This window comes from Dyella kyungheensis (assembly GCF_049913195.1).
Taxonomy (GTDB): Bacteria; Pseudomonadota; Gammaproteobacteria; order Xanthomonadales; family Rhodanobacteraceae; genus Dyella; species Dyella kyungheensis.
Map to the genome: position 1 here is coordinate 494763 of NZ_CP183983.1, position 12234 is coordinate 506996.

The 12234-nt window shown below is 64.3% G+C and carries 16 protein-coding genes; 9 read left to right on the forward strand and 7 right to left on the reverse strand.

Features of this window, described 5'->3' with window-relative positions; translation table 11 throughout:
* Positions 1 to 206 precede the first annotated feature (206 nt).
* Together ACN9MB_RS02000 and lptA are read left to right on the forward strand one after the other, a co-directional pair.
* Positions 207 to 1856, forward strand: a complete 1650-nt coding sequence (locus ACN9MB_RS02000) for a serine hydrolase (protein WP_426270603.1) — start codon at positions 207 to 209, stop codon at positions 1854 to 1856.
* Positions 1857 to 1928: 72 nt separating this feature from the next.
* Positions 1929 to 2462 carry a lipopolysaccharide transport periplasmic protein LptA gene (gene lptA, locus ACN9MB_RS02005; RefSeq protein WP_426270604.1) on the forward strand — a complete coding sequence of 178 codons (534 nt, stop codon included), beginning with the start codon at positions 1929 to 1931 and terminating at the stop codon, positions 2460 to 2462.
* A 36-nt stretch (positions 2463 to 2498) separates the two neighbouring features.
* Here the strand turns inward: lptA and ACN9MB_RS02010 are convergent, their stop codons facing one another.
* From ACN9MB_RS02010 to ACN9MB_RS02025, 4 genes are read right to left on the reverse strand one after another with little or no spacing between them, the layout of a single operon-like run.
* Complete coding sequence (locus ACN9MB_RS02010; protein WP_426270605.1) at positions 2499 to 3269, reverse strand: SDR family oxidoreductase; 771 nt, start codon at positions 3267 to 3269, stop codon at positions 2499 to 2501.
* Positions 3270 to 3291: 22 nt separating this feature from the next.
* Positions 3292 to 4146 (reverse strand): alpha/beta fold hydrolase, encoded by an 855-nt coding sequence (locus tag ACN9MB_RS02015; RefSeq protein ID WP_426270606.1) that lies wholly within the window; start codon positions 4144 to 4146, stop codon positions 3292 to 3294.
* A gap of 43 nt (positions 4147 to 4189) precedes the next feature.
* On the reverse strand, positions 4190 to 4810 hold the full coding sequence (locus ACN9MB_RS02020; RefSeq protein ID WP_426270607.1) for a TMEM175 family protein: 621 nt from the start codon (positions 4808 to 4810) through the stop codon (positions 4190 to 4192).
* Positions 4811 to 4853: 43 nt separating this feature from the next.
* Positions 4854 to 5546, reverse strand: a complete 693-nt coding sequence (locus ACN9MB_RS02025; RefSeq protein WP_426270608.1) for an alpha/beta fold hydrolase — start codon at positions 5544 to 5546, stop codon at positions 4854 to 4856.
* 155 nt (positions 5547 to 5701) lie between these two features.
* Between ACN9MB_RS02025 and ACN9MB_RS02030 the strand changes: the two genes are divergently transcribed.
* The 3 genes from ACN9MB_RS02030 (at position 5702) to ACN9MB_RS02040 (ending at position 7044) form a co-directional block, all read left to right on the forward strand.
* Positions 5702 to 6334 carry a CGNR zinc finger domain-containing protein gene (locus ACN9MB_RS02030; RefSeq protein WP_204638108.1) on the forward strand — a complete coding sequence of 211 codons (633 nt, stop codon included), beginning with the start codon at positions 5702 to 5704 and terminating at the stop codon, positions 6332 to 6334.
* Between the two features lie 75 nt (positions 6335 to 6409).
* Positions 6410 to 6832 carry a VOC family protein gene (locus tag ACN9MB_RS02035; RefSeq protein WP_204638109.1) on the forward strand — a complete coding sequence of 141 codons (423 nt, stop codon included), beginning with the start codon at positions 6410 to 6412 and terminating at the stop codon, positions 6830 to 6832.
* Positions 6829 to 7044 carry a DUF3820 family protein gene (locus tag ACN9MB_RS02040; RefSeq protein WP_426270609.1) on the forward strand — a complete coding sequence of 72 codons (216 nt, stop codon included), beginning with the start codon at positions 6829 to 6831 and terminating at the stop codon, positions 7042 to 7044. The genes ACN9MB_RS02035 and ACN9MB_RS02040 overlap by 4 nt, the downstream gene beginning before the upstream one ends.
* Before the next feature lie 3 nt (positions 7045 to 7047).
* Here ACN9MB_RS02040 and ACN9MB_RS02045 read toward each other — a convergent pair whose 3' ends face one another.
* Positions 7048 to 7758 carry an rRNA pseudouridine synthase gene (locus ACN9MB_RS02045; RefSeq protein ID WP_426270610.1) on the reverse strand — a complete coding sequence of 237 codons (711 nt, stop codon included), beginning with the start codon at positions 7756 to 7758 and terminating at the stop codon, positions 7048 to 7050.
* Positions 7759 to 7862: 104 nt separating this feature from the next.
* Here ACN9MB_RS02045 and ACN9MB_RS02050 point away from each other — a divergent pair, with 104 nt between their 5' ends.
* Entirely contained in the window at positions 7863 to 8705 is an 843-nt protein-coding gene (locus ACN9MB_RS02050) for a class I SAM-dependent methyltransferase (protein WP_426270611.1), read from the forward strand.
* 105 nt (positions 8706 to 8810) lie between these two features.
* On the opposite strand, the gene ACN9MB_RS02055 is transcribed toward ACN9MB_RS02050, so the two are convergent.
* Entirely contained in the window at positions 8811 to 9356 is a 546-nt protein-coding gene (locus ACN9MB_RS02055; RefSeq protein ID WP_426270612.1) for an ester cyclase, read from the reverse strand.
* Between the two features lie 325 nt (positions 9357 to 9681).
* On the opposite strand from ACN9MB_RS02055, the gene ACN9MB_RS02060 reads away from it, so the two are divergent.
* Both ACN9MB_RS02060 and ACN9MB_RS02065 read left to right on the forward strand, forming a co-directional pair.
* Positions 9682 to 10143 (forward strand): Hsp20 family protein, encoded by a 462-nt coding sequence (locus tag ACN9MB_RS02060; RefSeq protein WP_204638114.1) that lies wholly within the window; start codon positions 9682 to 9684, stop codon positions 10141 to 10143.
* Between the two features lie 120 nt (positions 10144 to 10263).
* Positions 10264 to 10809 carry a lipocalin family protein gene (locus ACN9MB_RS02065; RefSeq protein WP_426270613.1) on the forward strand — a complete coding sequence of 182 codons (546 nt, stop codon included), beginning with the start codon at positions 10264 to 10266 and terminating at the stop codon, positions 10807 to 10809.
* 15 nt (positions 10810 to 10824) lie between these two features.
* Here the strand turns inward: ACN9MB_RS02065 and ACN9MB_RS02070 are convergent, their stop codons facing one another.
* Entirely contained in the window at positions 10825 to 11277 is a 453-nt protein-coding gene (locus tag ACN9MB_RS02070) for a MarR family winged helix-turn-helix transcriptional regulator (RefSeq protein WP_426270614.1), read from the reverse strand.
* 77 nt (positions 11278 to 11354) lie between these two features.
* Here ACN9MB_RS02070 and ACN9MB_RS02075 point away from each other — a divergent pair, with 77 nt between their 5' ends.
* The gene (locus tag ACN9MB_RS02075; RefSeq protein ID WP_426270615.1) at positions 11355 to 12155 is read left to right on the forward strand and encodes a siderophore-interacting protein; all 801 of its coding nucleotides are present in this window, start codon (positions 11355 to 11357) and stop codon (positions 12153 to 12155) included.
* Positions 12156 to 12234: the final 79 nt, after the last annotated feature.

Here is a 12234-nt window from a genome sequence, read left to right on the forward strand (position 1 = left end):
CAGGATTCGCCGTGGATGCATGTTGCAAGTTGTGTTCGCAAGAACGCGCGACGCATCCCATGAAGCACATCACGTGATCCCGTTGCACCTACGTCCATGCGATAGCGGGACCGACAATGTTTGCCTCAAGATAGGCCGTCCCTTGCACACGACGGCCAAGGTCTGCGCGGGATGATGTGCGTGCTACTTCATCAACAGGACGTGCCATGAAAAAGCTCTGCGCCGCATTGGGTTTGCTGCTTGCCACCACCTGTGCCGCGACGGACGCGCCGCTGCTTCCGCAACGCGTTGCCGATACGCTGCGACAGCGCATCGATGCGGGTGAGTATCCCGCCCTGGTCATCGCCGTGGTGGATGGCGACCGCAGCGCGGTGTACACCTACGGCAAGCTCGACCAGGGCAAGTCACTCGATGGCGATACCGTGTTCGAGATCGGCTCGATCACCAAGACGTTTACCGCAACGCTGCTGGCGCAACAGGTGACCACGGGCAAGCTGCAGCTCGATCAGCCGGTGGCGTCGCTGCTGCCTGGTTTCAGCATTCCGTCCCGTGACGGCAAGGCTGTGACATTGGGCAATCTGGCCATGCAGAACTCCGGCCTGCCGAGATTGCCATCGAATCTGCGCCCGGCGGACGCCATGGATCCCTATGCGGACTACAGTCCCGCGAAGCTGAAGGCGTTCCTGTCTTCGTACACGTTGCCGCGCGATCCTGGCGCCCGCTACGAGTACTCCAATCTTGGCGTGGGTCTGTTGGGCTATGCGTTGGGTGTGCATGCCGGCACGAGTTACGAGCAACTGCTGCAACAACAGGTACTGCAGCCGCTCGGCATGCGCCATAGCTCCACGGTGCAGACCGATGCCATGCACGCCACCATGGCACCGGGGCACGACGCGACCGGCAAGCCGATGGGCAACTGGCATATCGATGCGCTTGCGGGTGCGGGCAGCCTGGTCAGTTCGGGCAATGACATGTTGCGTTATCTGAAAGCCAACATGGGGCGGTTGCCGTCGACGCTTTATCCCGCGATGCAGTTCGCGCAGGCGGCTCGAGCCGATGGCCCCACGCCGGCCGAGCGCATCGGCCTGGTATGGATGACGCATCACGACGCCGTTGGCGACGTCATCGAACATGGCGGCATGACGGGCGGGTACGCGAGCTATCTCGGTTTCACTGCCGATCGCCGCCACGGCGTGGTGGTGCTCACCAATGCTGCCATCGCGCCCGAGGACCTGGGCCGCGCGACCCTGCTGGCGGACGCGCCGCTGGCGCCCGCGCACAAGCGCATCAGCGTGCCGGAGAAGGAGCTGGACGACTACGTCGGGAGTTACCAGCTGCATCCCGGCTTCAACATCGCCGTGTTTCACAAAGGCGACCAGCTGATGTCGCAGGGCACGGGGCAGGACGAGTTTCCGGTCTATGCCAGCGCCAAGGATGAGTTCTTCGCGGCGGTGGCCGATATCAGCCTCAGTTTCAAGCGCGACGAGCATGGCAAGGTCACCAGCGTGGTGGTGCATCAGCATGGCGACCATGTGGCGCCCCGCGTGGGCGAGCATATGCCCGAAGCGAGTGACCGGCCGGCGATCGCGCTCGACACTGCCACCCTTGGCAACTACATCGGCCACTACCAGCTGGCACCGCAGGCCGTGATCGACGTCACGCTCAAGAATGGACAAGCCTTTGTGCAGCTCACTGGCCAGAACGCGTTCCCGATCTATGCCAGTGCGCGCGACAAGTTCTTTCTTCGCGTGGTGGACGCGCAGATCGACTTCGAACGCGATAAGGACGGCAAAGTCGTGGCGCTGATGCTGCACCAGAATGGCATGGATCAACGAGCGCCGCGCGTCGCAGAGTGAATGCGCACCCGTTGATCGCTGGCCCGGCGCCATGGACGGATCGCTCGTCGGCGCCGCAACGAGGAGAGGTCGATGGCGCTCAAACGGTTGGCCACTTCGTTGTTGCTCGCCTTAGTGCTGGCGGTGGGCGGCGCCGCCATAGCCAAGAAGGCGGACCGCTCTGCACCCATTGGCATCGTGGCCAAATCAACGAAAGCCTATGACAGCCCCAGTTCCGTCACCACCTTGAAGGGCAACGTCAGGATTACCCAGGGTAGCCTCGTCGTTACAGGGGATGTGGCCACGCTTTACATGGACGAGAACCAGCAGATCGCCCGCGTGGTCGTTACCGGGCGTCCAGCCCATATCCAGGAACTGGACGAACAGAATCGACTCGTCCAGGGCGACGCGGAAACGCTCGACTACGACAATGTTCACCAGATCGCGGTGCTGACGCGCAACGCCATCGTGAAGATTGAGGGACAAGGTGAAGTGCAGGGGGACAAGTTGACCTACGACGTCGACAGCACGGAGCTCAAGGCGGAAAGCACGGCTGACGGTTTTGTCCACGGCGTCATTCTTCCGAAGCAGCGTTCTCCAGCGAGTGAGGGCGCGCTTCATCCCTGATGCACGGCATGCGGCGCGCCCACCTTCGTCGAATCGCTACACCGACTTCACTTCTCCCCCATCCATGCGCAGCATCGAGCCGGTCATCCAGCGGGCTGCCGGCGATACGAGAAACGCCATCAATTCAGCGATCTCTTCGGGCTGGCCGTAACGGGCAATACCAGCTTCGCGGGGAAAGCGCTCCATCGCTTCGGCGACCGTCATGTCGTGCAAGGGCGCCCAGTGTTCCAGGTACGAGCGACGGCGGCCGGTCATCACCGGGCCGGGCAGCACGCTGTTCACCTGCACGCCGTCTGCGATGCCGCGATCAGAGAACGCCTTGGCGAGCGCCGCGATCGCAGCATTAATGGTGCCGACCGCGGCGTAAGGTGCCTTGGGAAAGATCGCCGAATTGCCGGAGGTGAATACCACCGAGCCGCCCGCCTGCTTCAGCGCTTCCCACGCTTCGATGGTGAGCCGTCGCCCGCCATGCAGCTTGAGTGCCATGCCGTCGTCCCATTGCTCGTCGGTCATCTCGAACAGGTCGATCTGCGGCACTGCTCCGGCGATATTGAGCAAGGCATCGATACGGCCGAACGCGGCCAAGGTCTTTTCCACCACTGCCTTGGCCGCGGTGCGCTCGGCCAGATCGATATCGATGATCAATGCTTTCGCACCGGCCGCTTCCACGATGGCGGCGGTTTCCTGCAAGTGCTCGCGATGCCGCGCCACCAACACGACGGCACCGAAATCCTTCGCCAGGCGGATCGCCGTGGACTGTCCGATACCCTGGCTGGCACCGGTAACGATGGCGGTTCTGGGGGACATGACGTTCTCCTGAGTCGACCGGTCAGCGGATGAAGAACGTGCGGATGGCGTCGGCGATCTCGCGCGCATGGGTTTCCAGCGCGAAATGCCCGGTATCGAGGAAGCTCACCTGCGCCCCGGGGATATCGCGCTTGAACGCTTCGGCGCCCGGCGGCAGGAAGAACGGGTCGTGCTTGCCCCACACCGCCAGGAAGCGCGGCTGGTGTTCGCGGAAGTACGCCTGGAAGGTGGGGTACAGCGCCACGTTGCTCTGGTAGTCGAGGAACAGATCCAGCTGCACGTCGTCCGCACCTTCGCGAGCGAGGTAATGGTTGTCCAGCGCGATGCCGTCAGGCGACACCAGCGATTCGTCGGCGACGCCATGCGTGTACTGCCAGCGCGTGGCTTCCGGGGCGAGGAATGCACGCAGCGCGTCGCGATTGGCGGGCGAGGGGTCTTTCCAGTAGGCCTGGATGGGATTCCAGCCTTCGCTCAACCCTTCGACATAGGCGTTGCCGTTCTGCGAGATGATGCCGGTAATGCGCTCCGGGTGCTTCACCGCAAGACGGAAACCCGTCGGTGCACCGTAATCGAATACATAGACGGCATAACGATCGAAGCCAACCACGTCGGTAAAGCGGTCGATGACGTCGGCGATGTGATCGAAGGTGTACTTGAACTGTTCGCGCGGCGGCATGGCCGACTGGCCGAAGCCCGGAAGGTCCGGCGCCACGATGTGGAAGTCGTCGCTGAGCAGGGGAATCAGGTCGCGGAACATATGCCCTGCGCTCGGGAAGCCATGCAGCAACAGCAGCTTCGGTTTCCCGGGCGTGCCTGCTTCACGGTAGAAAATGTTGAAGCCGTCGACGTCGGCGTTGCGATAGCGAATGGTGTTCATGGCGTTTCTCCTTCGGGATGAGGGGACGTTGAATTGGGTGTGGTTACTTGACGGGATGACGGGTGCGGCGGAAGCCACGCAACCGCCAATGGAACGGCGCCTCCGGTCGCAGATAGAGGAACAGCGCGGCGCAGATCATGGCGAAGCCGATCCTCGGCGCGACCAACGCAGTCAGCGAAGCGGCGGCAAAGATGAGCAGCGTGGACAATGAGCGTCGACGGCGCATGCGACGCTCCTGCTCGCCCATCTGTGCAGCGCCAACCTGTTTGAGTACTTCCGACTCGAATACGCGATAGGCCGCATTCACGCCCACGAATACCGCCGCGTACACGGCGACCGGCGCCGCGGCGAGGATCGTCCGCGCCACCCAGGCCGTGGTGAACGGCACCAGCGATACGGCAAACAGATGGGCGAAGTTCACCCAGATCAAGCGCGACGTGGCATGTCGCGCGTATTGCATCAGGTGACGATGGTTGAGCCACACGATGGCGATGAACAGGTAACTCACCGCATAGCTCAACATGGTCGGCCACAGTGGCCACAGCGCCGAAAACGTATCTGCGTCCGGCGCCTTCAGCTCCAGCACCATGAGGGTGATGATCACGGCGATCACGCCATCGGAAAAAGCAGCGACGCGGTTGTCGGGCGAAGTTTCAGGGCGCATGACGGGTCACCGGGCGAAGAGGCGGACAGGTTTGCGGCCGGAATCAGGCGGCCGTTTGCCGCACGGCGTCGACGATCACGTCCACCACCAGCGAGGGCGCCGTGACGGGCGGCAGGTGGTCGACGGGAAAGGCGCTGATCTGCGCGTGCATGCGTTCGGCCATGAAGCGCTGCGTCCGCTCGGGGATCATGTGGTCGTGCTGCGCCACCAGATACCAGCTGGGCAGCGTCTTCCAGAGCGGCGCGTCGACGGGCACGGTGATGCAGGCCGGTGCAATGGATCGCTGCGCCGCGGCCAGGTCTTGTTGCTCCTGCGCCGTGGCGTGTTGCGCGAATGCGCTTTCAAACGCCTGGGTGGGCAGCCAGATGCGGCCGTTTTCGTCCGGTGCCAGTGCCGGCGTCTTGTCGTCGTGCCCGAAACGGTTGAACACCTCGGCCACCGTCTCGCCCTCGTCGGGCGCCAGACCGGCCACATAGACCAGGGCCTTCACTTTCTCGCTGCGGGTGGCGCCGATCACCGCACCCGCGTAGGCGTGTCCCACCAGGACAGCCGGTCCATCGATCGAAGCCAGCGCCTGGTCCAGCGCAGCCACGTCGCCTGCCAGGGTCGTCATGGGTAGGCTGAAAGTAACCGCTTTGATTCCCTTTGAGTGGAGGGATTGGACTACCTTGCCCCAGCTCGATTCGTCTGCCCAGGCGCCATGCGCCAATACCACCGTCGTAGCCTTCATGTTCATGATCCAGGACTCCTATTGAGTTTGTTTGGCGAGTAGCGGCAGGGCGGGGCTTGAATCTCTTGTAACCGCCTCAACTTCTGTAAAGAGGTTATGATTGACAATGTAACTTGTCAAGCACTTTTTAGCCGGTTACTTTTGACGCCAAGGAGAACCCTATGACCCAGCCCATGCCCGCCTTCTTCCTCGCCGATTCGCTCGGCCTGGATTTCCTCAATTCGGTCGCCACGCCGGTGGACACCCCGATCGACTGGCTTGAGGACGGCGAGGGCTTGCTGGCCTGGCTCCAACAGGCGCAGCTGGTGCCCGAGGCGGCGCTCCGCTTGGCACGCGAGCGCGCCATTCCGGGCGAGATCGATCGGCTGGCCGGGCAGGCCAGGGCTTTGCGCGAGTGGTTTCGCGGTTTTGTTCGCGAGCACAAGGGGCGCCCGCTGCAGGCAACCGACCTGATGGCGCTCGACCCGCTGAACGAGCTGCTCAAGCGCGACGAGCGCTTTGCCGAAGTGGTGGCCGAGCCGTCCGGCGAGTCGACCGTGTTCGCGCTGGCGCAGAAGCGTCGCTGGAACTCGTCGGACGCCTTGCTGCTGCCCATCGCCGAAGCCATGGCGCGGCTGGTGTGCGAGGAAGACTTCGCGCACGTAAAAGCCTGCGAAGGTCCGGCTTGCACGCTGCTCTTCGCGGATCACACGCGGGGTCATGCGCGTCGCTGGTGCAGCATGGCGCTGTGCGGCAATCGGGCGAAGCAGGCGGCGCATCGTCTGCGCCAGAAGGCATCATCGGGCCAGGTGTAGCGACTGGCGCGATGCCGTTTTGCGATGACGCAGCATAGTGGTAATAAAGCGCAGCCCTTGCCATCGAGCCGCCGCATGTCCGAACTATCGCCGTTTCATCTCGCCTTCCCGGTCACCTCGCTCGCCAACGCGCGCGCTTTCTACGGCGAACTGCTGGGCTGTCCGGAAGGACGCTCGAGCGAGAGCTGGGTCGACTTCGATTTCTATGGCCACCAGATCGTGGCGCATCTCGCTCCCGAGGAAGCGCGTGGCGTGAGCGCGCACGACGTCGATGGCGACGACGTGCCGGTGCGCCATTTCGGTGTGGTGCTGTCGATGGACGACTGGCAGGCGCTGGCCACGCGATTGGAAGCCAGGGATACGCGCTTCGTGGTCGCACCGCATATCCGCTTCAAGGGACAGCCTGGCGAACAAGCCACGCTGTTCCTGCTCGATCCCTGCGGCAACGCCCTGGAGTTCAAGGCCTTCGCCGACCGTTCGCGGTTGTTCGCCAAATGAAGGCCGAGGACCTGCAGCGGCTGGTCACCGTGACCATGCCTTATGGCAAATACCAGGGCCGTCTCATCGCCGATCTACCGGGCGCCTATCTGGCCTGGTTCGCCCGCAAGGGTTTTCCGCCGGGCGATCTGGGTAACTTGCTGGCCTTGTCGCTGGAGCTCGATCACAACGGCCTCAAGTCGCTGCTCGATCCTTTGAGGAAGCCTAAGTAAGGATCAAAAGCGATCCGAGCTGGTGAGATAGCGCCATTGCCCCGGCTGCATTCGCGACATGGGAATGCGGCCGACGCGGATGCGTTTCATCGCCAGCATCTTCAGGCCGACCGCGCTGCACATGCGCTCGATCTTCTCGGGCGCAATCCGCTTCAGCGCAAAGCGCAGGTGGGTTTCGTTCTGCCAGCTGACCTTGATCGGCGGCAGCGCGTAGTTGTCGAAGCTCAGCCCGTGATTGAGCAAGGCAAGACCGTTCGGTGCCAGCTTGCCCGCCACTTCCACCACCATCTCCTGCTCGATGCGGTCGAAATCCTCTTCCAGCCGGCGCTTGACCCGCCAGTCCTGGGTGAATACCTGCAGGCCGCTCGCGCTATCGGGCAACGACAGCGGCGATTCCAGTCGCGCGAAGTGACGCTTGAGCAGGCGCACGCCGGAGGCATCCTCGGGGGAACGGCTTTCGGCGCGAATCAACGCGCGGGCCTCGGCCAGGGTGGCACCGGCAGGCTTGTGCAGCACCAGCGTCGCAGGTTCCGCGGGCGCCAGCTGCGCATGCGGATCGATCTCGATGCGTTGTTCCTGCACCATGAACTGCGGCTCTTCCACGACCACGCCGTCCACGCGCACCCAGCCGCCCTCGATGTACATCTCCGCCTCGCGTCGCGAGCACTGGGTCAGGGCGGCGACGCGTTTGGCCAGGCGTACGGGTTCGGTCATCGGCGTTGCCAGGAAGTCATGTGCGCCATTATAGGCATGCACGCCGGATGTGCCCCGCGCCCGTTGCTCCTACACTGCACGGCCATCCCTGGAGAATCACGCCCGTGTCGCATTATTCCGGTCCCCTGCTGACGCGTTCCGTTGCCGAGGCGCTGCTTGCCGCGCGCGCTGCCGGTATGGGCGAGTGGACGGGATCGATGGATATGGGGCGCTCCAACGGCAGTGCATCGCTGCATGCGGACGACTGGGCCTGGAACGGCGAGCGCTATCCGTATCCGGGCAAGCTGAAGGACCGCACGATCTACTACTGGGATGGCGAGGATTTTTCCTCGGTGTCGTGCTTCTCCGGCTCGCTGATCAAGCTGGTGCCCACCGAATGGGGCGCGCCCACGTTCGAGATCGACGGCATCAAGATGCTCCCCACCTCGAAGGAATCGCCGGTGGACGACGCGCGCCGCAAGGTGGCGCTGGTCGAGCCGCGCGGCAAGACGGTGCTGGATACCTGCGGCGGCCTGGGTTATTTCGCGGCCTGTTGCCTGGAAGCAGGCGTGACGCGGATCCAGTCGTTCGAAAAGAATCCGGACGTGCTGTGGCTGCGCACGCTCAATCCCTGGTCGCCGGATCCGGATGCGCCGTCCAGCGGCGGCCGGCTCGAACTCACCCATGCCGACGTATCGCAGGCGATCACGCAGCTCGCCGATGCCTCGGTGGATGCCTTGCTGCACGATCCGCCGCGCTTTGGCATCGCCGGCGAGCTGTATTCGCAGGCGTTCTACGATCAGCTCGCCCGCGTGCTTCGCCGTGGCGGGCGGATGTTCCACTACACCGGCAGCCCCAACAAGCTCACCAGCGATCGCGATGTGCCGAACGAAGTGGCGAAGCGGCTGGAGAAGGCGGGCTTCAAGGCGCAGCTGGCGCTGGATGGCGTGTTGGCGATCCGTCGCTGAGCGAAGCCCGCCTCATGTGGGAGCGCACTTGTGCGCGACGGCCTCAGTGAGGCGATATCGCACACCCGTCGCGCACAAGTGCGCTCCCACCAATGCGCGCTGCACTTACTCCTTGATCGCACCCAGCTGCTTGAGCAGCGTGAGGTTGTCTTCCAGGTGCCAGTTCTCGACGATCTTGCCGTCGACGACGCGATAGATATCCGTGGCGATGAAGTCGATCGCCTGGCCCTTGCCCTGCATGCCGTTGAAGCTGCCGGTGAAATGGCCGGCGAAATGCAGATGCGCGACGACCCGGTCGCCGACCACCAGCATCTGTTCCACCTCGCAGGTGAGATCGGGCACCACCTGGCGGAATGCCTTGGAAGCTTGCAGCGGACCTTCCGGACCCTGCACGCGGCCCGGGGGCGGGGTGCGGTCGATGAAGTGCGGCGACAGCGCGGCCTTGGCCAGTGCCTCGTCGCCGGTATTCCAGAAGGTGTCGTAGCGGCGGGCCGCCAGTTCGTTGGCGCTGGCCGTGGCCTTGGCCAGGCTGGCGTCGACGATCAACTGCTTGGGCGTCACCAGGGTGGCGTCCGGGCTGGCCGCCTGGGCCAGCGGAGCGGCGGAAAGGGCGGCGGCGAGCAGGGGAGCGATGAGCTGGTGACGAGGCATGGCTGTTCTCCAAGAGGGTGGCTTACGGTAGCGCCGGCCCGGTGACGAAAAAATCAGGGCGCCGGGCAAACCATCCTTTCCGAAAACGAAAGGACGGGCCCGGCGAGGGGGCATCCGCGATGCGCTCTTCACCGGCAGGGCCATTGGGTTCGACCCCGGCTTTTCAAGTGGCCACAAGGACTATTTGGACGGCTAAACGCGAGCTGAAATCCTTGCCTTGATTCGATGGCGAGCAGCCACATCTCCCTCTCACCGGTCGCTTCGGGGCCGGTACGTCGCTGCATGTTGCGCGGCGTCTACCTGTTGCTCAATGGAGAATATGGTTATGCGTACTGTTCTGGATTTTTCGCCGTTGCACCGTTCCAGCATCGGCTTCGATCGCGTGCTTGACCTGCTCGACGCGGCCGCGCGCACGCAGACGAACGACAACTGGCCGCCGTTCGATTCGGTCAAGCTGAGTGAAGACAAGTATCGGATCACCATGGCGGTGGCCGGTTTCAGCCGCGACGAGATCAACCTTACCGTGCAGGCCAACGTGCTCACGGTCAGCGGAGAGCGCAAGGGCGAGCAGGAAGGCGAAGTGCTGCATCGTGGCATTGCCAACCGCCCGTTCAACCGCCGCTTCGAACTGGCCGAGCATGTGCAGGTGACCGGTGCGCGCATGGAGAACGGCTTGCTGGTGATCGATCTCAAGCGCGAGATCCCCGAGGCCTACAAGCTGCGCCGCATCGAGATCGGCGAAACGTCGGCCCCGTCGGTGGCACACCTGCAGAACCAGGCGGCCTGATCGCCGCAGTTCCCGTTTGCTGAAAACAGGAGGGTGACGAAACCGTCACCCTCCTTTGGCACGTCCGTGATGCCCGCTGGTCACACTGGCATCCGAGCGCGAATATCGCAGGAGTGCCCCATGCAGCATCGTCCGTGGATAGGCTTGGCTATGCTGCTGGCGGTGTTCATGCCGGCCGTGCACGCGCAACAGCTGGCCAATGAGCCGGTGAAGCAGCTCGACCTCAAGCGCTATCTCGGCCAATGGCACGAGATCGCGCACTTGCCGATGTTCTTCCAGCGCCAATGCGTGGACAACATCACCGCCACCTACACCAGCCTGCCCGATGGCAGGGTCGGCGTGCGCAACGCCTGCCGCACGCGCGACGGCAAGATGGACGACGCCAACGGCGTGGCGCGGACGACCGACAAGGCCGCGGGCGCGCTCGAAGTGCGCTTCGCTCCGGCATGGATGTCCTGGCTCCCATGGGTATGGGCCGATTACTGGGTGCTCGATGTCGACCCCGACTATCGCTGGGCCGTGGTGGGCAGCCCGAGTCGCGATTACCTGTGGGTCCTCTCGCGCGATGCGCAAATGCAACGCGCGCAGTTCGAGGCGCTGCGTCATCGAGCCGCGCAGCGCGGTTATCCGATCGAGAAACTGGTGATGTCGGCGCCGCTCAACTGAGCGGCAGCGTCAAGCTCAGTCGCCGGCGCGCAGGCGCACGCGATCCATCAGCTCGCGCAACTGTCTCTGCTCGGCCGCATCGAGCACGCCGAACAGGTGCTCCACCGCCTGGCGCTTGGGACCCTGCACTTCATCGAGCTTGGCCTGGCCGGTGGCCGTGACCACCACCAGTTGCGCGCGGCGGTCGGTGGGGTGGGCCGAGCGCTCGATCCAGCCGCTTTCTTCCATCGCATCCAGCGCCGTGGTCACGGTGCGCGGCGCGTAGCCCATTTCGGTGGCGATATCGCTGGGCCGGCAGGGCGCGAGCCGGGCCACCAAGGCCAGCAGCTTCGCCTGCGACAGCGACAGGCCGGCCGCTGTCATGGCGGCGTCGACATGCTTGCGCACCAGGTGATGCAGGGCCAGGAAAGCGTCGGCGAGTTCGACCGTGGCGGATCGGCTTGGGGTTGACTTGCGTGGCGTCGTCATGGAAAAGTATTGAGCAAGCTCACTATGAGTTCCATCCATTATAGCGCCGCTGCCCAGCCGCGGCCAGCGAGGTTTCCATGGCTACGTCGATCCCCGAAGTCCGGCGCGTCCGGCATCCCCTGAAAGTGCGCGAATTGAGCGTGAAACGGCTGAAGTTGGTGTCCCCGCGACTACTGTGCGTCACCTTCACCGGCGATCTGGGCGATTTCATCTCCGCCTCGTTCGACGACCACGTGAAGCTGTTTTTCCCCGGCGCCGGCGAATCCGCACCATCGCTGCCCACGGTGACGGAGCAGGGCATGGCCTTCGATCCCACGCGTCCCCGGCCCGCCAGCCGCGACTACACCCCGCGCCGCTACGACCGCGCCGCCAACGAGCTGGAGATCGAATTCGTGCTGCATGGCGAGGGTCCGGCCGCATCCTGGGCGCGTGCCGCCAGGCCGAGCGACCGCTTGGGCCTGGGCGGGCCGCGTGGTTCCTCCCTGCTGCCCGAGGGGTTGGACTGGCTCCTGTTGATCGGCGATGAAACAGCGTTGCCGGCGATGGCCCGCCGCCTGGAAGAAGCCGGCGCGGGCGAATGCATCATCGCCCTGATCGAGACCGGCAGCGCCGACGCCCGTATCGATATCGCCACCGCGGCGAATGCCAGCATCACCTGGTTGTGCCGGGAGTCGGGCGATGCCGCGCTGCCGGACGCCGTGGCCGAGCTGATCCTGCCCGAGGGCCACGGCTTCGCCTGGGCTGCCGGCGAGTACGGCAGCATCCGCCAGGTACGGCAGCGTCTGATCAACGTGCACGGACTCGACCGCCAGCGTATCCGCGCCGCCAGCTACTGGAAGCAGGGCGAAGCGGCGAGCCATGAAACGCTCACCGACTGATCCGGCGCCGGCCGCGCCCGCTTCGCTCGCTACGTAGTTTTGCTATTCCACTTTGCGGTGGGCGGAGGTCAAATGATCC